The 23,149-nt window shown below is 39.1% G+C and carries 18 protein-coding genes; 9 read left to right on the top strand and 9 right to left on the bottom strand.

Annotated elements, in window-relative coordinates:
- Positions 1 to 235 precede the first annotated feature (235 nt).
- Complete coding sequence (locus AAKU52_RS10420) at positions 236 to 1,780, top strand: malate:quinone oxidoreductase (protein WP_354333088.1); 1,545 nt, start codon at positions 236 to 238, stop codon at positions 1,778 to 1,780.
- Here the strand turns inward: AAKU52_RS10420 and AAKU52_RS10415 are convergent.
- Positions 1,773 to 2,837, bottom strand: coding sequence for a GAF domain-containing sensor histidine kinase (locus tag AAKU52_RS10415; RefSeq protein ID WP_354333086.1), 1,065 nt, complete (start codon positions 2,835 to 2,837; stop codon positions 1,773 to 1,775). The two genes, AAKU52_RS10420 and AAKU52_RS10415, sit on opposite strands and share 8 nt — an antisense overlap.
- 59 nt (positions 2,838 to 2,896) lie before the next feature.
- Positions 2,897 to 3,763, bottom strand: coding sequence for an aldose 1-epimerase family protein (locus tag AAKU52_RS10410; RefSeq protein ID WP_354333084.1), 867 nt, complete (start codon positions 3,761 to 3,763; stop codon positions 2,897 to 2,899).
- Between the two features lie 47 nt (positions 3,764 to 3,810).
- Between AAKU52_RS10410 and AAKU52_RS10405 the strand changes: the two genes are divergently transcribed.
- Positions 3,811 to 5,184 carry an NAD-dependent succinate-semialdehyde dehydrogenase gene (locus AAKU52_RS10405; protein WP_354333082.1) on the top strand — a complete coding sequence of 458 codons (1,374 nt, stop codon included), beginning with the start codon at positions 3,811 to 3,813 and terminating at the stop codon, positions 5,182 to 5,184.
- Positions 5,185 to 5,242: 58 nt separating this feature from the next.
- On the opposite strand, the gene AAKU52_RS10400 is transcribed toward AAKU52_RS10405, so the two are convergent.
- The 6 genes from AAKU52_RS10400 to lspA all read right to left on the bottom strand — a co-directional run bounded on the left by AAKU52_RS10400 (position 5,243) and on the right by lspA (position 14,063).
- A complete protein-coding gene (locus AAKU52_RS10400; RefSeq protein ID WP_354333080.1) occupies positions 5,243 to 6,034 on the bottom strand; it encodes an FHA domain-containing protein in 792 nt (263 codons plus the stop codon).
- Between the two features lie 8 nt (positions 6,035 to 6,042).
- On the bottom strand, positions 6,043 to 10,014 hold the full coding sequence (locus AAKU52_RS10395; protein ID WP_354333078.1) for an FtsW/RodA/SpoVE family cell cycle protein: 3,972 nt from the start codon (positions 10,012 to 10,014) through the stop codon (positions 6,043 to 6,045).
- A complete protein-coding gene (locus AAKU52_RS10390) occupies positions 9,992 to 11,143 on the bottom strand; it encodes a PP2C family protein-serine/threonine phosphatase (RefSeq protein WP_354333077.1) in 1,152 nt (383 codons plus the stop codon). Before AAKU52_RS10390 ends, AAKU52_RS10395 begins: the two co-directional genes overlap by 23 nt.
- Positions 11,144 to 11,227: 84 nt before the next feature.
- A complete protein-coding gene (locus AAKU52_RS10385) occupies positions 11,228 to 12,178 on the bottom strand; it encodes a hypothetical protein (RefSeq protein ID WP_354333075.1) in 951 nt (316 codons plus the stop codon).
- 12 nt (positions 12,179 to 12,190) lie between these two features.
- Positions 12,191 to 13,498, bottom strand: coding sequence for a serine/threonine-protein kinase (locus AAKU52_RS10380; RefSeq protein ID WP_354333073.1), 1,308 nt, complete (start codon positions 13,496 to 13,498; stop codon positions 12,191 to 12,193).
- 28 nt (positions 13,499 to 13,526) lie between these two features.
- Positions 13,527 to 14,063: a signal peptidase II gene (gene lspA / locus AAKU52_RS10375; RefSeq protein ID WP_354333071.1), complete on the bottom strand. Its 537-nt coding sequence runs from the start codon at positions 14,061 to 14,063 to the stop codon at positions 13,527 to 13,529.
- A gap of 185 nt (positions 14,064 to 14,248) precedes the next feature.
- On the opposite strand from lspA, the gene AAKU52_RS10370 reads away from it, so the two are divergent.
- The 7 genes from AAKU52_RS10370 (at position 14,249) to AAKU52_RS10340 (ending at position 20,768) form a co-directional block, all read left to right on the top strand.
- A complete protein-coding gene (locus AAKU52_RS10370; protein WP_354333069.1) occupies positions 14,249 to 15,034 on the top strand; it encodes an SDR family oxidoreductase in 786 nt (261 codons plus the stop codon).
- 87 nt (positions 15,035 to 15,121) lie between these two features.
- On the top strand, positions 15,122 to 15,349 hold the full coding sequence (locus AAKU52_RS10365) for a hypothetical protein (RefSeq protein WP_354333067.1): 228 nt from the start codon (positions 15,122 to 15,124) through the stop codon (positions 15,347 to 15,349).
- Between the two features lie 209 nt (positions 15,350 to 15,558).
- A complete protein-coding gene (locus AAKU52_RS10360; RefSeq protein ID WP_354333065.1) occupies positions 15,559 to 16,326 on the top strand; it encodes a hypothetical protein in 768 nt (255 codons plus the stop codon).
- A gap of 114 nt (positions 16,327 to 16,440) precedes the next feature.
- The gene (gene glgP / locus AAKU52_RS10355) at positions 16,441 to 18,087 is read left to right on the top strand and encodes an alpha-glucan family phosphorylase (protein WP_354333064.1); all 1,647 of its coding nucleotides are present in this window, start codon (positions 16,441 to 16,443) and stop codon (positions 18,085 to 18,087) included.
- 91 nt (positions 18,088 to 18,178) lie between these two features.
- Positions 18,179 to 18,985 (top strand): MlaE family ABC transporter permease, encoded by an 807-nt coding sequence (locus tag AAKU52_RS10350; RefSeq protein WP_354333063.1) that lies wholly within the window; start codon positions 18,179 to 18,181, stop codon positions 18,983 to 18,985.
- A gap of 4 nt (positions 18,986 to 18,989) precedes the next feature.
- The gene (locus AAKU52_RS10345; protein ID WP_354333061.1) at positions 18,990 to 19,763 is read left to right on the top strand and encodes an ABC transporter ATP-binding protein; all 774 of its coding nucleotides are present in this window, start codon (positions 18,990 to 18,992) and stop codon (positions 19,761 to 19,763) included.
- A 3-nt stretch (positions 19,764 to 19,766) separates the two neighbouring features.
- Entirely contained in the window at positions 19,767 to 20,768 is a 1,002-nt protein-coding gene (locus AAKU52_RS10340; protein ID WP_354333059.1) for an MlaD family protein, read from the top strand.
- Positions 20,769 to 20,950: 182 nt separating this feature from the next.
- On the opposite strand, the gene AAKU52_RS10335 is transcribed toward AAKU52_RS10340, so the two are convergent.
- Positions 20,951 to 23,122, bottom strand: a complete 2,172-nt coding sequence (locus tag AAKU52_RS10335; protein WP_354333057.1) for a S46 family peptidase — start codon at positions 23,120 to 23,122, stop codon at positions 20,951 to 20,953.
- Positions 23,123 to 23,149: the final 27 nt, after the last annotated feature.

Genomic DNA, 23,149 nt, shown 5'->3' with positions numbered 1-23,149 from the left:
ATTCGACACTTTTGGTCAAAAAAACCCAAAACTAAAAAAACAAAAAATCCAAAAAGTTAATATAATTCTGACTTGTTGCTTTTGCAACGGTCTTAATAAAACTGATATACAAGAAATTAAAAAAATAAATCTTTAAAATACAAACTTAAATGTCCTTGCTGTTTTGGCACTTTTATTTAGAAGATTGCGCTAACATTACCAAAAGGCAAGCGACGAAAAAAGTTTTTATGTACTTTTGTGCAATTTAAAGAAAGACATGAGTAGCATAATAAATAATACCGAGGAAGGCACAGATGTACTTTTAATTGGCGCCGGAATTATGAGCGCCACGCTTGGCGTACTTTTAAAAGAATTGAATCCTGATTTAAGTATTGAAATATTTGAACGTTTAGACGTTGCAGCGGCAGAAAGTTCTGATGCATGGAATAATGCAGGTACTGGTCACTCCGCTTTTTGTGAATTAAATTACACTCCTCAACGTGCTGATGGATCGGTAGAAACAGCAAAAGCAGTTGGCATTGCAGAATCTTTTGAAGTTTCCAAGCAATTTTGGTCTTTCTTGATCCAGAACCGACTAATCGACTCTCCAGAAACATTTATAAAAATGATTCCTCACATGAGTTTTGTTTGGGGCGAAAAAAATGTTGAATTCCTGAAAGAAAGATATAAGGAACTGCAAAAATCTCATTTATTCGATGGAATGAGTTATACTGAAGACCGTGAAGTATTAGCGGAATGGATGCCATTGGTAATGGATGGTAGACCAGAAGCAGAAAAGGTTGCAGCAACCCGCATGTTATTGGGTACAGATGTTAATTTTGGTGCCCTGACCAAAATGATGTTCAACACCTTGAAAACTAAAAGCAAGGTAAATCTTCATTTTACGCATGAAGTAAAAAAACTCCGACAAATTAATGGTCTTTGGGAGGTTAAAGTCAGGAATGAGGCAACTAGAAAACGAAGAGTAGTGAAAGCTAAATTTGTCTTTATTGGCGCGGGCGGTGGATCTTTACCCCTGCTAGAAAAATCTGGTATCCCCGAAGGAAATGGTTTTGGTGGATTTCCAGTAAGCGGACAATGGTTAAAATGTGTTAACCCTGACGTAATTGAACTGCACAACGCTAAAGTTTATGGCAAAGCGGCTGTTGGCTCTCCGCCAATGTCGGTCCCACATCTTGACACCAGGATGATTGACGGCAAAAAAGCCTTGTTATTTGGCCCTTATGCCGGTTTCTCTACTCGTTTCTTAAAGAAAGGTTCTTTATTAGACTTACCACTTTCTATTAAAGCTAATAATATTTACCCAATGATATCTGCAGGATTACAAAATATCCCGCTCACAAAATATTTGATTAACCAGGTCAGACAATCTAATGATGAACGCCTTGGGGCTTTAAAAGAATACCTTCCAAATGCTAAGATGGAAGACTGGGAGCTGGAAACAGCAGGGCAACGTGTTCAGGTAATCAAAAAAGACCCAGAACACGGCGGAGTACTTGAGTTCGGAACAGAGGTAGTCAGTGCAGCAGATGGCTCCATTGCAGCACTGCTTGGTGCCTCGCCTGGTGCGTCGACTGCAGTTTCTATCATGCTGGATTTATTGGAACGCTGTTTCCCTGAACAACTAAAAACCCCTGAATGGCAACAGAAATTACAGAAAATGATTCCTTCGTTTGGTTTTTCTTTAAGTGAGAATGCTGAATTAAGTGAAAAAATAAGGATACAAACTACTCATGCATTGAATTTACACCCTGAAGGATTAAATTTACCTGTTAATTAAAGGATGGCATTTCAACAAAAAAACTGGTGCCTTTGCCGGCGCCATCACTTTCCGCCCACACCTGACCATGATGCGCTTCCACCAGTTGCTTAACAATGGAAAGACCAAGACCGGTAGAATTTTCGCCCCCGGTTGGATGGGCACTAAGTTTTGAATAAGGCTGGAACATCCGGCTTTTATCTTCCATTGTAAGTCCGGGACCATTGTCCTGGACTTGCATAATTACCTTATCATTCTGTTGTCCTATAATAACCGTTATTACCTCGCCCTTTGGGGAATATTTTATGGCATTATTGATCAGGTTATCAACTATTTCATTTAATCGCTGCTCATCAGCATTTACAAAGGGCCTGCTTTCTATACAAAGTTTTATCTGCTGGCCTTTATGATTCGCTAATGCTTCATTAGCATCAATAATCTGAGAAACTAAATCAGCAAAATCCAATTTAAGGGTGTATAAACTAATTTTTCCAGCCTCAAAACGCGCTGTGGACAACAAATCATCGATGGTGCGGGTCATCATCAAACCCGCTTGTTTAATCTGGTCACACATCCGGTCAATTAACTCTGGATCATTTTTCTTTAACTTTATTAAATCTGCGCGAACTGGAATTGTAGTCAACGGATTCTTTAAGTCATGAGCAGCGATTTGCAACAATTGATTTTGCTGTGAAATGGCCAGGCTTGCCGCCAGACTATTTTCCATATAGGCCAGAGCCATATCTGCAAATTCTTGCAAGAACTCTTCTTGAATTTCAGTTAAAAATCTAACCTGATTATCCAGCAAACAAAACTCACCTACAACCACCCCTTTAATGGAAACCAGTGGTGCAACAGCAAAAAATTGAATATCAAAATCAGCAATAACCAGAGAGTCAAGGCTATTTTTTTTAGGCAATTGAATTGCATTATGATTAATCCCAAAAACTGATTTCAGACAAATTTTGCCCTCATTTACAAAAGTTAAAATAACAATAGGAACATCCAGCAGTTTGCCCGCCATTTTGGCTAGCCTATCATAGACTGTATCAGCAGGGATGCTAAAAGTATTAACCATATATAAAAATCATTAAATAAGGATTACCAAATATAGCAAATACTTGAAATTAAATTACATCAAAAAACGTTTATTTCCCACTTTCTTTTCCATATTGTTTTAGATTTTAAGCTAACAACCCCTTCTTTATTTTCCAGCTGCCCATTATGGTTAATTCCATCGGCTATACCACACCAAGGTTCTAAACAAACAAAATCGGCATTCTTAGCAGCCCAAATACCAAAATAAGGAAAGCTTTCAAAATCAAAATGAAAACCATGGCTATTGCTACTGTTCAGTAATGATATCCGGTTACTTTTTAAATTTTTAACTACCAGGGCATCCTCCTCAAACAAATCATGGTTCAGTAGAAGCTTCCCTCCCTCAAGCGCAATTAACCGCGTTTGCTCACCGATAAGATTATCAACAATACGATGAGTACACAACTCCTTGTCCTTATTAAATTGTAAGTAATAATCATTATAGTTTTCACTGCCATTTAAAGGAACTGCAAATGCAGGATGGCCACCAATAGAGAACAAAAGAGGTTCAACACCTGGATTAAAAACCTCGTAGGTACAAGTCAACGTAGCTCCTCGTATTTCATACCTAATCCCCAAATCAAATTCAAATGGATAATTTTCCAGCGTTTCTGTGTTATTTTTAAGGGTAAATAAAACTTCAGTTGCGCTAATTTGTTTAAAAGAGAAAAGCATATCTCTGGCAAAGCCATGTCGTGACAAAGTGTATTTTTTTTCTTTAAAAGTATAACTATCAGCCTTTAATGCCCCAACAACAGGAAACAAAACAGGGCTTGTTTTACCCCAAAATTCAGGATCGCCACTCCACATATATTCTATATTTGTTTCTTTTGTGACAAGGCTTTTTAATTCTGCACCTTTTTTAGCAAAAAAAGCTTTGACATATTCGTTTTCCAGTAAAATCATAGGGTTTAAATGTAGAGAATTACTTCAATAATGCCTAAATTTATGTTATGAGCATGCAATCAATTAACCCGGTAAACGGCGAAGTGTTAAAAAGCTATCAAAAAGATTCGGCATCCGTCGTCAAAAATAAAATTGAACAGGCGCAAATGGCACATGTTATCTGGCGTAACTCCATTTTTAAAGAAAGAGCGGTGCTGCTTAAAAAAGCAGCTGCTGTGCTGCGAAACCGCCACGAATTCCTCGCAAAACTAATGGCTTCAGAGATGGGCAAACCGCTGAAAGCTGGAACAGAAGAGGTCGAGAAATGTGCTAAAGTTTGCGAATATTATGCTGAAAACGGAGAGAATTTTTTAAAGGATGAACTGATTGCTACCGAAGCCACAAGAAGTTATGTCAGTTTCCAACCTCTGGGAGTTGTGCTCGCCATTATGCCTTGGAATTTCCCCTTCTGGCAGGCATTTCGTTTTTTAGCACCCGGTCTAATGGCCGGAAATTGTGCCTTGCTCAAACATGCAGCTAACGTTACCGGATGTGCCCTGGCCATTGAAGAAATACTTTTGGAAGCAGGCCTCCCTCTACATGTTTTTCAAACTCTTATTATTGGCAGTAAGGATATAAAAATGGTGATCGAAAACCCCATTATAAAAGCAGTAACCTTAACAGGAAGTACCGAAGCTGGAAAACAAGTAGCTCAACAAGCCGCAGGATTATTGAAAAAAGCTGTCCTTGAGTTGGGTGGCAGCGATCCATACTTGATTTTGGAAGATGCAGACCTTGACTATGCTGCCGAAGTTTGTGCCGAAAGCCGTTTAATGAATAATGGCCAGAGTTGTATTGCTGCAAAACGCTTTATTGTTGTGGAGAGTGTAGCCGATGAATTCCTGAAAGTGTTTATAAAGAAAATGTCCTCCAAAAAAACCGGTGATCCTTTTCAAAGCACAACAAATTTAGGTCCGATGGCCAGAAAAGACTTGCGTGATGAACTCCATCAACAGGTTTTAGAAAACATTGCAGCCGGTGCCAAATGCATACTTGGAGGGAGCATTCCTGCATTTAAAGGGGAACATGCTTATTATACCCCAACAATTTTAACAGGTATAAAGAAAGGAATGCCTGCCTATACCACAGAAATATTCGGACCGGTAGCATTGGTGTTCAGCGCTAAAGATACGGAAGAAGCGGTTCGCATTGCCAATGATTCCCCATTTGGACTTGGGGCAGCTGTTTTCACCAGAGATGAAATTAAAGGAGAACAGATTGCACGCAATCATTTTCAAGCCGGCAGCTGTTTTGTCAATTCCATGGTTAAATCAGACCCGCGCTTACCTTTTGGAGGAATCAAGGAAAGTGGTTATGGCCGGGAGCTCGGCATTTATGGCATCCGCGAATTTGTGAATATTAAAACCGTATATATCCGTTAATCACTAATTAAAGCCCCCTTCACTTTTATAAAAATTTAAAGATTTTATACCGGTTTTATTAACCGGTATAATTAAATTGTAGTACCACAGACTCCCCGAGAATAATCTGATCTTCATCTTTTAAAAAATGCCCTACCTGAGCCGAATTAAGCTTAACCTGTCCTTCTTCGCCAACAGACTGCACTTTGGTTTTGTTTCCCGGAGGCACACCTCCCTCGTCAGCATACAATACAAAACCACCTTTTTTTTCATCCCATTCCAGGTGTGCATGGTGTCGGCTCACAAACCTGTTACCCACAAATTCAGCATCTTCTGGAAAAGCAATGTGGTTATTTCGGATAGAACCGCCACTAGTAACCGTATTTTTTTCCCTGCCGAGGTTTATCCTACCACTTTTACTGGTTAAGGCATAAGTATTTTCTTCTGCCTGCCCATTAATAACCTTCAACAATGCAGTCGTTTTAACCACATGCACCACAGGTATAGCCACAGGAGTCGTTTCAATGCTTAATTCAAGCGGTAATATATCATATTTTATTCCGCGCTTTGGCAACATTTCCACTAAATAAACTTCCATTTGCCATTGCTTAGGTAAGTTGACTGCAAAATTATCTGCTATACGTTGCACCTCCCTCTTCAACCTTTCCGGTTCGGAAATATAACTTGCAGCGTCATACAAATGTTTTTCTGTCACTTCGGGAGCCATATAAAGTTTTAGCGTATGAATATTAGCACCTTCACCACCTTCAGATTTCTGCAATTCTTCTTTAACAAACTGCAGCATATGCTCTCTCAGTACCTTTACATCCAATGGCTGACTGTCCATGTTTCTTTTAAATAAATTAAACATCCTGTATCTTAATTAATGTTTTTCAAATAACCCTTTTGCAATAAAAATGGAATAACATGCTTGCCTGCAAGTCGCACTGCCACCGAAGAGCCTCTTGTATCTTCTACACGGATACAGACCACAGTGTTTCCTACGCCATTGGCCTGGGGTGCAAAAAATACATACCAGCCATCGTTAATTTGTTCTCCTTTCCAGATTCTTTCTGGTGTACCAGTCTTGCCCGCTACCTTAGCGCCCAATATCCACTCTTTACTGGCACTTTGTTTGATCATAAAGGTACGAAGTGTAGCCGCATAATCTAGTTGTTTCGTCACATCAACACCTTTTTTTACAGGCACTAATGCATCGCTTATTTTAAGGGCATACCGGTTCGGCACCAGGCTTCCATTATTAGCAATACCTGCAGCCAAACGAGCAACCGCAGCTGGTGTAGCAATCAGTTCCCCCTGTCCCCAAGCCATTCCTGATACACCTGTAGCCCTGTTTTTATAAATATTATCCGGGTTATAACGGCTCTTAAATTCTGTCTTTCGCCACAAGTCAAACCACTTTTCTTCCTGAGCTTCATTTGCAGGCTTTCTGTTATAGTAATAACCCCCTACCCCATGTAGAAACATACCTGTTTTCAAATACAGACTACCCATTTCTTCCTGCAAATGCGCTTCATTAGCCAATTTAATAAAATAAACGTTGTTAGATTTAACAATTGCATTCTCCAAAGTAATTAAACCAGTTTCATCAGGTTCTATTCCCCTTGTGCGGATTCTTTCATTGGTTCTCACCATAAAAGTTTTTTTAACGGCTTCGGCACCAAGCTTGTTAAAGGAAGCCATAGCAGTAAGCAGTTTTGCTGTTGAACCGGGTTGGGTGGCGATGGTAAAACCTGGGTCAGCATTAGTTACCCAACCCGGCAACTTATACTGTTCTGAGTTGTTTAAATTCATTTGTTCCCAATTCTGCACTTGAGGCAACGGAAAAGCTGCGGAGGCTAAAACATCGCCAGAAGCTGATTCCATAATCACAACAGAAACCCTGTTGTTACGCAATGCAGTATCAGCTGCAATAGATTTTTGAATTTTGGTTTGAAGGGAAGCGTCAACGGCCAGTCTTACATCCCTGTTTTTACGCTTTAAAGCTGCTATTTGAGTACTGTCCAAACCTGAGATCAACAACTTTTTAAGCTCCGAAAAATCTCTCTGCTGCACGGTCATTTCTTTAACCCCCCGGGGCAAGAAACGATCCTCACGGTAACGAGATGCGGTAACGTTGTAATTGCTGATCGGCATTTTAAAACCACGCAATTCTGCAGCATGCTCATACTCTGCAAAGTAACCATTTATACCTCCGGTAAAAATTCCTGTGTTAGCATCGCCAGTCCAGAAAAACATTTCTTCCTCAAAAGGATAATAGCGTTTTGGACGTTTATGCATCACAGAATCTAAATCATAATTACCTACCCCAGCCTCAATTAGCAGCTTTCGTTGCTTAATAACGAGTTTTGGATCACTGGTAGCCAATAATCTTCCTGCACGGTCAAACAAATTTCCCGATTCCAGCTTACGCATTAAAATGCCAATACGTGGGTTATAACTAAACATCCGCGTGCCACTTCTATCTGCCACTAGTGAAGGTTTTGCAATCCATGCCTCATTATAAAAGGCGTAAACACCAATATTGACCACCAACACCATGATTCCGATACTGGCCACTGCCAAGGCAGGAACCAGGTTAGCATCCTGCTGTTTACTCAGGTATTCCAATTGCACAGGAGAACCACGTAATTTTGATGCCGACAATAAGAAACCTGCTGCAGCTAAATTGATCACCAGAGAGGATCCGCCATAACTCTCAAAAGGCAGGGAGACCCCAGATAAAGGTAGAGCACCAGTAGACCCACCTGCTATCAATAAAAACTGTATAAAAGAACAAATGCCGATGCCGGAGCATAAATAAAATAAGAAAGGATTCCCGGTTCTACGCCCAATAAGAATGGAGCGGTGAAGGTAGATTAAAAACAGAAGGAATATACACACCATACCTGCCCAGCCAAATTCTTCGCCGATGGCAGGCAAAATCATATCCGTATGGGCTTCGGGAATTGTTTTAGCAAAGCCCTCTCCCGTTCCTTGTCCCGCAAAACCACCGCTTGAAATAGCCCATAAACCATTAGCTACCTGGTCGCCACCATAAACCTCATTGTTCCAGGCATCTTGCCAGATAGCCTTACGATCAGTAAGTCGTTCTACAGGCCCTGGAATCAATTCATTTAAAAAGGGCACCTTATCAATAGTCAGGAATGCAGTAATAACAATCAAAGCCATCAGTGCCGATTCGCTGGCCAGGTTACGTTTAAAAAACTGCAAGGCAAACAGCACCGCAAAGGTGATGGCCGCAGCCACCCAGACACTGTCAAAAAAGAAAGAGGTTAAAATATACAAGCCCACAAAGGTAGCCATCAGCATAAAATCGCCTCTGGAAAAAGAAAAAAGAATGATAAAAGTAAAACAAATAACAATAGCCGGACCCAAATCGCCCAATGCTAAAAACAGTATTAGGGTAATTACAATAGCCACCAGGGCGAAAGAGAAAAACGCCCAGCGCTTTTGCCAGCTAGAATATTCTGATATGAAGCGCTCATTTAAAGCAAAAAAACCAGCAAGAAATAAAATGACAAGGTATTTCACCAGTTCACTTGGCTGTATACCCAGCAAATTTACTTTTACACCACTGCCTTCTGGTCCGGAGCCCAACACAATTGTTGCCAGCAATACTAAAATGGCAAGCACAATCCATGGCCAGCCATTTGCAGCGCGGCGATTGCTACGGAAAACAAACATCCGGTATAGGCTGGAATCTGCATTAAATGAACGTAAATTTATGAACAAGAAAATCCCTATCGCTACTACGCCCATGCCTAGATACACTACGGTATCGATAGCGAGGAAACGGTCTCTCAAAGGATCCTGCAAACTCAATAAAGTCAGCAGCGATAACCCAGTTAAAACCATTAAAAGTGGCAGTAGAAACTGATCTGCATGTGGCGCTTTTAAACAAAGCAAAAGATGCAGCAATAAAAAGGAAAAAATAAAGCCAGCAACAATATAGAGAAAGGCATCTTTAAACTGCTCCGGACTTCGGACAATAAATGCGCCATCAGATTTTAGCGTATTAAAATCACGAGAAGAGAGTAAGCGCAACGAATGTGGCTGTTGCATAAAAACAAAGCTTTTATTGCCACGAAGTTCGGCCACACCTTGCGTTCTACCGAACTCAAATCCTGGCTGCAACGGCAAAACCTCGTAAGCCCTGTCTGAGGCAAGGTTTTCAAATTCAAAACTTCCATCCGCGCCAGTACGTACAAATACCGTCAATGGTTGAAGGTGTGTGCTGTCTTTAGGAATTACCATTTCCAGTTTCACCAGCACACCAGCTATGGCTGCATCTTTTGTCTTAACTTCTCCGCTGATCGAGAATTCACCGGCATTCAGGTCAGCGGTTTCCGGATAAGCTTTAGGACTGGATTTTTCTTTATCGTAGCCTATGCCATTTTCAGCTTCGTAGCCTATTAACATTCTCGACAACAACACTCTTTTTTTGAAAGACTGACCGCCATTCGCAAAAGCGTCATCTGCACCAATATAATATTGCTTTTTATTCAGCTCCCCAATATTTTGAAACACTTCCCCGGTTTTCAAACGATTACCCAATACTGAACCTATATAGCCAACATCACGTAGGTCAAGATCATAGTTTCCAGTAGTTAAAACACGTTTAATAGCCTTCACAGGGTCAGGGCCATTCAAATTCACAATACTTCCGTCTGCTAATTTATTTTCAGTTCCAGCAATGCGTTGCTGCAACACCCCAAATAATTTAAAAAACAACAACAGTAATACCACCGAAAGGAGGCCAATAAACCAGCGTTCTTTTAAACGCCTTCCATTTCCGGGTTGGTATTTACTCAATCGTTCTTGTTCCATTTGGCTTTATTTTCTCAGGAATAGTATCTTTATAAAAAGTGGTATCGCGCAATGGGGTTTTAATGGTATCTTGTAGATTCGGCGAAGGAAGAATCCAGGGGTTTTCATAGATTGGCGCTATTGTCCGGTCACGTTTCTGTAATTCATTAACTTGCCAAAACATCCATGCCAGTACGCCAGACAATAAAACAACAACAACTAGAAGAAACACCACCCAACCCCTGTTTTTAGCAGTTTTTACCTGCTTTTTTACAATAGCAACGTTATTATTGGAGTTTGCAAGAGGCTGCATTGGCGTGGCAGCTTCATTAGTTTCAGCAGGGAAAATGGCCGTTTTACTGAGTGGCTTTGCCGCCTCATGTATTAAAGGTTTTGTATTGTTTTTTAGAAGTACAACGGTAATATTGTCATGGCCGCCAGCATCATTTGCAGCATCTACCAATGCAGCTGTTGCTGCCCGCAAACTGGTGTACTGTGTTAAAATAACGGTAAGCTGATCTTTATCGATCCTGTCAGTTAATCCATCACTGCACATCAATAAGGTATCACCTGGCAGAAACGGACTTTCCCCTGTTTCAATAAAATCATCTTTTAAAGAGGCTGTGCTACTAAAACCAAGGGCCTGGTTAACCTCATTACGTTTGGGATGGCTCATGGCTTCAGATTCCGATAAACGGCCAGAATCTTCCAGAAATCCCACAAAAGAATGATCTTGGGTAATTTTTACCAGCACTTTGTCCCTTAACAAATAAAGACGGGTATCACCAACATGGGCGTAGTAAAATTTATTATTTTCCACATCAGCAAGAACAAGCGTTAATACACAGGCCATTTTCTCTAATGAAGTATCCAGCTGTTTGCGGTTATAAATCTCATCATTGGCAAGTTTTAATGTACCAACCATTCTGGGTATCACATCGTCGGCAGTAACGCTAAAGAGGTTAGTTTTAATACAATCCATGGTCATGGCAGCAGCAACTTCTCCGCCTTCATACCCCCCAACGCCATCAATTACACAGCCTAAAATAAAACCACTATGCAACAATTCTTCAGCTACAAAAGCATCTTCATTATTATCCCTTACTCTACCAATATCTGTTTGGCCAAATATATTATTGTCCGTCATCATGATTTTTAATATCCATAAAATGGTTTACTAATAAACCTATACAAAGAATTAGCATTGCCCAAGTCAATATTTGCGACATCTATTTTATCCTTTAAATATGTTAATCCCAATAATTCCGTTCAGCATAATCTTGGAGTTGATCGGTAATTCGCTCCATTCGGGCGCATTGATATTACTACGAACTACTTCATTTTCGTTGATAATCGTTTTCTCTCCAAAAGAGGAGAGGTAAAGTTTGCCATCTGCAGCATTAAACCTGATGCGTAAATGAGGCGAGTCAACCCAATCGGAAGGGATTTTAAATACGTTTTTTTCATCCCTGGTTTCCTCGGATCCTGAAACCACAATATCTTCATCCTTCATCAGGTATTCAAACTTCTTGCCAGAGTATTTTTGATCGGGCATAATGGTATCCAAACGGGCATATATTTTGTTAGACTTTTTAACCTTCTCCTGCTCCTTTCCTTCCACTTCCCTCGAATAAGGCAATTCATAATAGCCTTCACTGTAATAAGTAAATCCCTTTAAAATATCTTCATTCACATCAAAAGTCTGTACCACACCTGTTTGTCGTGGAATAAAAGTAACACGCAAATTATCATCTTTTTGAGAGCTACCAGGAAGTAATTTACCTATAAATCCAATATCTCCTCTTTCGTAATCTGGATGGGATACCAGACGGAAAACCCATTTAGAACTGGAGGGCTGAACTTTTTTCCCTTCTTTTTCGTAGTTGTTCAAAACCTGATAAAACTGCTTCACCGATTCATCAACTATAATCCCAAAAAGACCTTGTTTTTGTGTTAAAAACTGCTTATAATCTTCTGCATTGAAGCAGATCATGTATTCATGATAAAAGACAATGCGTTCGGCAAAGGAAAGCTCCCTTACAGACTCTTTAAATTTTTCTAATATGTATTTATAAATGCTATCTGGCGTTAGGGCTTTTGCGGCACTTGAACTTTTAGATTGATCGCCTGGTAAGAAGAGATCCTGCAGACCAATACGCTTCCAGAAAGATGTTTTTGATTCCATTTTTTGAGCTTACTAAAAATAAACGGTTGTATCTAAATCAAGCTTTGTACTGTCACTTACCGGCTTTTTAGCTGGCTTTATAACAGGCTTGATGGTGGTTGTGGTATCCAAAAAACTTTCAATCGGGTCATTTTGTGGTTTGGTAACAGGCCCTTGAGGAAGCGTAGTCGCTTCTGGTGCGGAGTTGAATTTCTCTCTAACCTGCACCTCAGAATTTCTTTCAGGTGCTGAAGTAGCAAACAACAATAAGCCCAATGTAGCAGTCATTACGATAAGTAAAACCAGCATGGCATAAAAAATAGGACGAGACACGCGAATAGTATCGGCACTTACTGTCTCTTCCAGTTCAGCTATTTCAGGCCCTTGAGTTAGCGGTGCTGGAATCCATTGCTGCCCTATCTGATCTGTTGCAATAGCAATACTATTATAGATAATAAAATTTTGCAGTTCAACACCATTACCAAATCTATTCAGCGGATCTTTTTGCAGGCATTTTTCAATAACCTTCAGCAACCAATGTGGCACCTGCATTTCATGAAGTTTCTTTTCTTCAGACCAGCTATCGGGCAAATTCTTTTGTCGAAGGGTCATTATTCCTGGAACTGGTTTTTCCATGTGTGCCAGCATAAGCTCATTCCGTGATTTCTGACCCTGATCTGTTAATGGAAAAGGAACTTGTCCGGCTAAAAGCTCGTACAAGATAATGCCGTAGCTGTAAATATCTGTTTGCAACAGCAGCTGACCTTCATTTTGTTCTGGTGCCATAAATTCAATGGCACCAGCATGTTGTATACTGGTACGGCGTTGATCATCGGTCATAGCCGACAAGCCAAAATCCAACAGCACATAATTGCCAGAATGAACATTAAACTTAACGTTATTACTTTTGATATCCCCGTGTTTTACAGAGAGTTTATGACAGTGAGCCAGGGCATTAGCCAGCTGGTCTGCCACTTTAATAACTTCCTTAATTGGAAATATAGGGTCATGTGGTGGTTTGAGCAAATCTTCCAAATCCGGACCATCAATATACTCCATTTCAATAAAAGGAAATGAACCACTTTCGGTAAGTCCGGAGTTAAGAATTTTAACTACGTTAGGATTTGGCTGTTCATTGACTTTCTTTAATTTTTCTACTTCATTTTGAAAATTACGGAAATTTTTATCCTCCGTATTTTCTGTATGAATGGGCGTAGGCAATAATTTCACTGCCGTAATGATGGTTCCGGTGCGCCTTCCTTTATAAACCGATCCTTGGCCACCCGTACGGAGTGCGCCCATATTTTCAAGACCTTCAGTAATTGTAAATACTTTACTCATTTAATGTGTTACTACAATTTTAGTTCCATTATACAATATCAACGCTTTGTTCTGTTGTTGACTTTAACTGCTTTTGTCCATTTTGTTGTTGATAAATCTGGAATAAAAGCATCACCATACCGATCATAATAGATACATCGGCCAAGTTAAAAACACCGGTTTGAAAAACCCCCAAATCAAGGTGCAGAAAGTCAGTTACAGCACCATAAAGTATACGGTCAAATAAATTACCAATGCCCCCGCCAATAACGAAACAAAGGCCTATGGCATAAACTTTTTCAAGTCCCGGTTTGGTGAGCAGGTAGTAAAGTCCATAGGCTAAGAACATTAAAGGGAGTAAAGACAGGAACACAAACTTAACACCCACCGGAAGCTTATCGCCAAAACTTAAAAATGCCCCCGAATTTTCCACTTTAATTAATGTTAAACGGTTATATAAGAATTTAACCTGTTCATGACTACCCAACTCATTTCTTGCAATAGATTTGCTGATTTGATCACATCCAATATTACAGCAAATGACAAGAAACAGGAGCACTTTCTTTAAAAAGACTTTTCTTTTCATACGATCTTTTAACGCTATCCTAAATAATGATACAATTAATATACATAGCTGTATTGCTTTATACACAGCAATATATATTTTTAAAATTACAGGTAAGGTACAGTTTTAAAATACATAATTGTTGTAAATTAGCCACAGATTTCCTAGAGCTAAGAAATCACTTAACCAAGGTTAGTCAAAATTACATGAATATCTCTTTAGAAAATAAATGTGCAGTAATCTGCGGCGGCAGTCAGGGCATAGGATTTGCAACTGCCATGGCCTTAGCGGCATCTAGAGCATCCTGTATTTTGATAGCAAGAAACGAAGCCGCTTTACAAGAGGCCGTGGCAAAACTACCTACCACATTTCATCAAAAACACCTTTATAAAGTTGCCGATTTTTCTGACACAGCTGCTGTAAAAATAGCTATAGAAGAAATTACTTCGGGCACAAATATTGAAATTTTAGTCAATAACAGCGGCGGACCAAAACCTGGCCCCATCACCGATGCTAATCCTGAGGCTTTTAAAGCTGCCTTTAACCAACATGTAATTTGCAACCAAATACTTGTTAATGCCGTTATTCCAGGCATGAGGATTTTAAAATATGGCAGGATAATTAATATTATCTCCACCTCAGTTAAAACACCATTACCCAATCTGGGCGTGTCGAATACCATTAGGGCAGCTGTGGCTTCCTGGGCAAAAACGCTAGCTAATGAAATAGGAAAATACAACATTACGGTGAACAATATTTTACCCGGGTTAACGAATACCAGCAGGTTAGAAAGCCTGGTTAAACAGATTGCTTTAGATAAGGGGATAGAGGAAAAGCAGGTTAAACAGGAGCTAATCGGCAGCATACCGATGAGAAGATTTGCTGAGCCAAAAGACATTGCCAGTGTGATTTGTTTCCTTGCCTCACCGGCAGCAGCATATGTAAATGGTATCAATATTCCAGTGGATGGTGGAAGGACCCCAACTCTTTAAAAATCAATGGGTAACAATATTTCAAGGTAGCTATCAAAAAATCAAAAATTGGCATTTAATTTGGTTATGCGATAGAAACCTAAACTTATGAAAACATTACCTTACTTGAAACAACTTACCTATGCTGCCATTCTATTAACTTTCCCCTTGATATTTTCTGCCTCCAGGGATACCTCAACCCCAGCAGTTTTTGTAAACCCAATAGAAAAACCAGTAACAAAAGTTGCGCGCCCACCAGCCGAAACTATTAAAACCATCAAGGTAACCCTGGATAGCCTTAAGAAAAGTAGTAATACCGCTTTGAAGCAAATTTAAGGTCGACTATTGTTTTTAACATTTCTTAGCCATTATTTACACATTTATTATACAATAAATGATTAGGTTATCATTGTGTTACTATTGCGTTATCATTGCGTTAACATTGCGTTAACCCTAACTTGTGATGCTATCTTTAGTATAACAAAACTTTAAAACCAAAACACGTTGCAAATTGTAGTTATATCAAAACCTGCACGATAACAACTATGGAAAAAATGATTCAAGCCCTCTTCAACAGTGAAGTAGAGGCATTTACGGGACTACAAGCTTTACAAGAACTGGATCACACTAAAGACATCTCTTTAGGAGAAACTTATGTGCTTAGCAAGGATGAATCAGGCAAAACCTCCATCCGTTCTGCAAAAGATAAATCGGAAGGTACAGGCGTGGTTAGCGGTGGAATGATTGGCGGGTTAATAGGTTTATTAGCAGGACCTTTAGGCTTTTTAGTTGGGGTTGCAGGAGGCATGATTGCCGGATCTGCCAGTGAAACGTTACATGCAGAGAAAATTTCTGATTACCTGGACAAAATTTCAGGAAACATCCCTTCAGGAAAATCAGTGCTGATTGCTCATTTGTGGGAAGATTGGGAAACACCAGTGGATGCCGTTTTACAACCTATAGCTTCAGACATTAAAAGATTTGACGTGCACAATGAGCTATATCTTCCTGCGCAAACAGAATTAAGTAAAACAAATGATGCTATTAAAGAGGCTGAAACGAAATTTTTAGAAGCCCAGGGTGCAGAAAAAGAAGAATGGAATGCAACATTAGCTGACCTAAGAACAAAACGTGAAAAACTGCAAAGAAATTTAGATGTTAATACGGGTCAACAGGAAAAACAATACCAGGACTGGATTGACCATTCAGAACCTGCTTCGACAACTGAAACATCTGTAGAAAAAAGAGCGAAAATACAAAGCCGGATGGAGGAACAAAAAACTAAATTAGAAGAGATTAAGCGAAATAGGTAGTTGTCACAGTTACTTAAAATGATAGCATTACTTAAAATTTAGCTTAAAAAACCATACTCTCAAAGTTAGAATGGTTAATTGGGTTTAGAAGATAAAAACCGACTAAAACATACCATGACAAAAAACGAAGTTTTCGGCTATCAGCCTAATGAAAATTACAAAAAAACTGTAGCTTATTTTTCCATGGAATTTGCGATTGACCAGTCGCTTAAAATTTACAGTGGGGGTTTAGGCTTCCTATCCGGATCGCATTTACGCAGTGTCTATGAATTAAAACATCCTACCATTGGCATAGGAATGCTATGGAAATATGGTTACTACGACCAGTTCCGCGATAGGGATGCAACCATGAAACCGTTTTTTGTGGAGAAAGCTTATTCCTTTCTTAAAGACCCGGGAATTGTTTTCACCATGCAAATCCATAATGCGCCAGTGCTTGTTAAAGCTTATTTATTAGAAGCAGAAACTTTTGGTTCTGCCCCATTATTTCTATTAAGTACCGATGTGGAGGGCAATGATGAGTTATCGCGCTCCATTACACACCGGCTATACGATCCAAATGAAGCTACCCGTATTGCACAATCAATGGTTTTAGGCATTGGTGGTGCCATGTTAATGGATATATTGGCCTTGGAGATTGATGTTTATCACATGAACGAGGGTCATTCCTTACCGCTTAATTTTTATTTATTTTCAAAACATAAAAGTTTAGCAGAGGTAAAAAAGCGGGTCGTATTTACAACCCACACCCCTGAGGCGGCTGGAAATGAAACCCATAGTTTTAGTTTATTGAAAGAAATGTGCTTCTTCTACCATTTACAGGATCATGAGGTGAAACATATCTTAAATATAGAAGGAGAGCAACTAAATTATACGCTGGCTTCGCTTTTATTTGCGCGCAAAGCTAATGCAGTTTCTAAAATTCACGGAGAGGTGGCCAGAGCCATGTGGCAAGGGAACAATGGTATTTGCGAGATCATTTCGATCACTAATGCGCAGAATAAAACTTATTGGAAAGATGAGGCTTTAGAAAGGGCAATTCTCGATGATAATGATGCAGCTATTCTGCTCCGAAAAAAGGAAATGAAAGCTGTACTTTTTAAAACGGTGGCAGATCAATGCGGTAAAATCTTTGATACAAATGTGCTTACTATAGTTTGGGCTAGACGCTTTGCGGCCTACAAACGTGCCGATTTATTAATTCAGAACTGGGAAAGGTTTTTAAAAATAGTGAGCAATGCAGCATTTCCAGTGCAGGTTATTTGGGCCGGAAAACCGTACCCTGAAGATCAGGATGCAATAGATATGTTTAACAGGATCATTGAAAAAATTAAGCCATTAAAAAACTGTGCTGTTTTATTTGGTTATGAATTGGGTTTATCAGCATTGCTTAAAAAAGGTGCAGACGTATGGCTAAATAACCCGCGCATGTATCATGAAGCATCAGGCACCAGTGGCATGACCGCTGCGATGAATGGAACAATCAACTTTTCTATTCCCGATGGCTGGGTTCCAGAGTTTGCATCTGATCTACACAATTGCTTTACAATTGAGCCTGTAGATGACAATTTAGATGATCATGAAGTTAATAGAATTGATGCGGCAACTTTGCAAGATAAGCTTGAAAACACCATCGTGCCCTTATATTATACTAAACAAGAAGAATGGGTAAAAATGATTAAAAACGCTGCCCTTGAGATAGTGCCACAGTTTGATTCAACCCGGATGGTGAACGAATATGTGCAGCAATTATATGAATAAAATAATGACAAGATGCCAGCTATTCTTAATTTTGGCGCAGGTTTTGATTGTAAACACTAATTCGAAAACAATAACAACACTAATTCTCTAAATGGAGAGCGAAAAAACTACCCCTGCAGTGATTGAAGAAATAAAGGCCCCCGGAAAATTTACGCGGTTGTTTTTAACATTATATGATGTTTATAAATTTATCACCCTCTTCTTTAAGGAAGCCTTTATCCCTCCTTATGAATGGAAAGAAATATGGAAACAATGTTATGATATTGGCTATAGATCAGCCTTATTAATTTCCACTACTGGTTTTATTACAGGTATTGTCTTCACCAAACAATCCAGGCCTTCGCTTGCTGAATTTGGTGCAACATCATGGCTGCCCTCGCTGGTTGGTATTGCTTTGTTGAGAACCCTCGCCCCTTTGCTTACCGGTTTAATTGCTGCCGGAAAAGTTGGCTCAAGTATTGGCGCCGAACTGGGGTCAATGAGAGTGACTGAGCAAATTGATGCCATGGAAGTTTCTGCTACTAATCCTTTCAAATTTTTAGTCACCACAAGGGTGCTTGCAGCTACCATTACCATTCCTATATTAACCTTTTATACCGCCATGATAGGTATGTTGGGTGCTTTATTGAACGTATCTATGTCTGAAGATACCAGTGCAAAGGCCTTCTTTCATGCTTCTTTAGAACAGATTACTTTTCTTGATTTTACCGCTTCAACCGTTAAGGCTATCATTTTTGGCTTTACTATAGGCATTGTTGGTTGTTATAAAGGATACAATTCTTCAAAAGGAACTGAAGGTGTTGGTAAAGCGGCAAATGCTGCTGTTGTTACAGCGATGTTCCTCATTTTTATTGAAGAAGTAATTTCTGTTCAGTTTTTTAGTTTATTCAGGTCCTAATCTTATGATACAGAAACCATTGACCAACCCTCAGCAGGAAAAGGTTATCGAAATTAAAGGGCTGGATATTTCTTTTGGCAATTTTCATGTACTGAAAAATGTTGACCTTGACCTATATAAAAGAGAAAACCTGGTGGTGCTAGGAAAATCTGGTACAGGAAAATCAGTACTAATCAAAATAATTATTGGCTTATTAACACCCGACCGGGGTATAGTGAACGTATTGGGAAATGTGGTCGACAAAATTACCTACAAAGAACTGCTGCAACTGCGGCTAAAAGTAGGGTTTTCTTTTCAAAATAGTGCCCTTTATGACAGCATGACCGTTCGGGAGAACCTGGAGTTTCCATTAGTGCGTAATATGAAAAACTTAACCCGTGGAGAAGTAAATACAGCTGTTGAAACAATGTTAGATGCCGTTGGTTTATTAAACACGATTAATCAGATGCCATCAGAACTTTCGGGTGGACAAAGAAAAAGGATCGGTATAGCCAGAACGCTTATACTAAAACCGGAGATTATGTTGTATGATGAACCTACCGCAGGGCTGGACCCTATAACATGCCTGGAAATAAACAAGTTAATAAATGAAGTTCAGGAGCGTTTCCACACCAGTTCTATCGTTATTACACATGATTTGACATGTGCAAAAACGGTTGGCAATAGAGTGGCCATGCTATTGGACGGAAATTTTCAACGTGTGGGTACGTTTGAAGAGGTATTTAACACCAATGATGAAAGGGTAAAACCCTTCTATGATTACAATTTTATAAATTAATATATGCAAGTAACAGATAATCGCCGGCAGATAACAGTTGGAGTTTTCATATTAATAGGCTTAGCAATCTTTATTGTGGGGGTCTTTACACTCGGTGGACAGAAAAAGACTTTCACCAAGAGTATTAGCTTAAATATTGTTTTTGATGATATTCAGGGACTTAAAACAGGTAATAATGTTTGGTTTTCGGGTGTCAAGATTGGCACGATCAAAAAGATACAATTTTATGGCACCTCGCAGGTTGAAGTGATCATAAACATTGATGAGGAAGCCCATAGATATATTCATAAAGATGCTACAGCAAGTATCAGTTCTGATGGATTGATAGGTAATAAAATTATCGTCCTTACTGGTGGAAGTGTAAAACTTCCCTTTATAGAGGATGGTGATAAATTGCTAGTCAGCACAACCCTTTCTACCGATCAAATCATGAAAACTTTCCAGTTGAACAACAAAAACCTGGTAGATATTACAAATGATTTTAAAACCTTAGCTAGAAACCTTGTTGAAGGTAAAGGCACTGCCGGGGCTTTACTTACTGATGAAAAGATTGCTAAAAATTTTAAGGCTATTGTTGAAAATCTAAAAAACACCACGGTTTCTGCGAATAAGATGTCGCGGGAGCTGGATCAGTTTTCTGTGAAATTGAATACTAAAGGTGGACTTGCAGATAAATTCCTGACTGACACCTCAGTATTTGCACAGTTGGAGCGCTCTGTAAATGAATTTCAAAAAACAGCGAAGTCTGCCGCATTAATGACAGAAAACTTAAATGCTGCTTCAGCCAAATTGAATCAAAAAGACAATGCGGTAGGCTTATTGCTTAACGATGCTGGTACGGCAGATCAGGTTAAATCTATTATGAAAAACCTGGAAACCAGCAGTAAAAAACTAGATGAAGATTTAGAAGCGCTGCAAAGTAATTTTCTATTTAGAGGCTTCTTTAAAAAGAAAGCTAAAGAGGAAGCTGAAGCAAAAGAACAGTCTTTGAAAAGCAGTAATTAATTAAAGCTGCAGATCATGCTGCTTTGCCCATGTTAGGTTATTTACTGAATAATTAATAGGAGTAAAGAATTGTGCAAATGTAAATGCTGCTTTGCCAAGGTTAGGTTACTTACCTTAAAAAGCATTAAAAAAGGGGTTGCTTTGTTTATAAAGCAACCCCTTTTTTAATAACTAAAGCAAGCTTACTTTTTCTTTCCTCTGATATCTAATTCATTGATGATGTTTTTAGCACCGCCTAATATATCTATGCACCACAATACATAACGAATATCAACGCTGATGGTGCGTTTAAACTGCTTATCAAAAGCAATGTCGCCACTCATCGCTTCCCAGTTACCATCAAATGCTAAACCGATAAGCTCACCATTTCCGTTAATTACAGGTGAACCTGAGTTACCACCGGTAATGTCATTATTGGTGATGAAACCAACTGTTAAAGTTCCATCGTTACCATACTGACCGAAGTTTCTTTTATTGTAGTTTTCAATCAGGTTTGCTGGTAAATCAAATTCAGTATCACCAGGAATATATTTCTGCATCACCCCATCAATAGTGGTGGTAATATCATAAGTAATTCCATTTTTAGGAGAATAATCCTGAACGTTACCATAAGATAAGCGCATGGTAGAATTGGCATCAGGATAGATTAACTCTCCTGCATTTTTTTCCAGAATGGCTTTTAAATACAAATGATCTAATGCTGCTTTTTTAGTTTCAAAATCGGAAACCAAAGTTCCAAAATTATTTTTAACATATTCGGCAGGGATTAAATTTACGGCGTATTTATAACCTGGGTCATTCTTAATAGCCTCCTCTGATGGGTTTGAGGCTAAAAATGCCTTTAATTTTTCGGGTTGTATGAAATTGCTGTTTTCCCATAAATAATCGGCAAACTTCTCAAAGGTAGTTTCTGCATTTCCTGTCCAGTATTTCTCTGCAATTGCTGCATAAAATTTAGGCTGCGATTTTACTGGAACATCATTATAAAAAGAAGCAAGTATTTTAGCAAAAGTCCTTTTGTCGGCTGCTGCTGTATAAGTAGCTGTGTAAGTAGAAAAAGCTTTATTTAACCTTTCCTGTACTTGCTGCCCATAGGCCGCATCAGTTTTCTTTTGGTCTTTTCCAATTAAAGCACTACCCATTGTAATTGCATTAGGTACCCATGCAGCAGCAAGAAAACCTTCATTGATATAGGTGCGTTGTATAGCGATAGGTTCTAAAGTTTTATAGATCTGATCGTATTCTTCCATCAAACCAGCAAATTCAGTTTTTTGAGCTGCCCATTCGGTAAAAGCTATTTCTTCTTTCCTTTTAGCATCAGAAACCTTTAATTTTTTCAACTGTTCGGTTTGTCCGATATAATACTTCCAATAATTAGCAATATTGGCATATTTAGAAGATAATTTCAAGCGTAAATCCACGCTTTTATTCATTTCCTCTTTCCATGATTTTAAGCGGATATCGCGTAATTTCACAATGGTAGGATTCACTTTTTCTGTAGCTAAATCTACACCATAAGAAGTTAAATACCTGTCTGTGCGTCCAGGATAACCATAAACCATAGAGAAATCGCCTTTTTTAACACCTTTAATAGAAATAGGCAAGAATTTTTTCGGCGTGTAAGGTGTGTTGGCTACATCATATTTTGCAGGGAGGTTTCCTTTGGTGGCATACACTCTGAATACCGAGAAATCTCCAGTATGACGAGGCCATTCCCAGTTATCGGTGTCGCCACCATATTTACCAATGTTTTGTGGCGGCGCACCTACCAGGCGTACATCATCAAAACGTTCATAAATAAAGAGAATAAATTGATTGGCTTTGTAAAAGTCTTTAACATTAGCTTCTATGTTTGGGCCAGTAATGGCTGACTTGGAAATGGCAGCGAATGCTTCATTCATTTTAGCTTCCTTTTCTGCACCCTTAAGCCCTTTTGTGGCTTCGTTTACTTTAATGGTAACATCTTCCATCTTTTGCAAAAACCGGACAAATAAACCATCAATAGGTTTTTCTTCACCATAATTTTTAGCGTAAAATCCATTATCAAGGATGTTGTTTTGTGCTGTAGAATTTGAAGCAATGGCATCGTATCCACAATGGTGGTTAGTGAAAATCAAACCTTTATCTGACACTATTTCACCCGTACAAAACCCACCAAAATGTACAATGGCATCTTTTAAGCTAGATCCATTTGCATTATACAAATCTTTGGCACTTAATTTAAAGCCTTGTTTTTTCATTTGCTCATAGTTCTTTCCTATCAGCATTGGGATCCACATCCCTTCATCCGCTTTTACTGTACTGGTAAATGAAAAAGTCATTACCAACAATAAAAGATAAACCGTTTTTTTCATATTCTTGTCTCTATTTATTATAGCGTA

The sequence above is a fragment of the Pedobacter sp. CG_S7 genome, from assembly GCF_040544395.1.
GTDB lineage: Bacteria > Bacteroidota > Bacteroidia > Sphingobacteriales > Sphingobacteriaceae > Pedobacter.
Note: the sequence above shows the minus strand (reverse complement) of the source record. Positions and strands in the feature narration are given on the sequence as shown.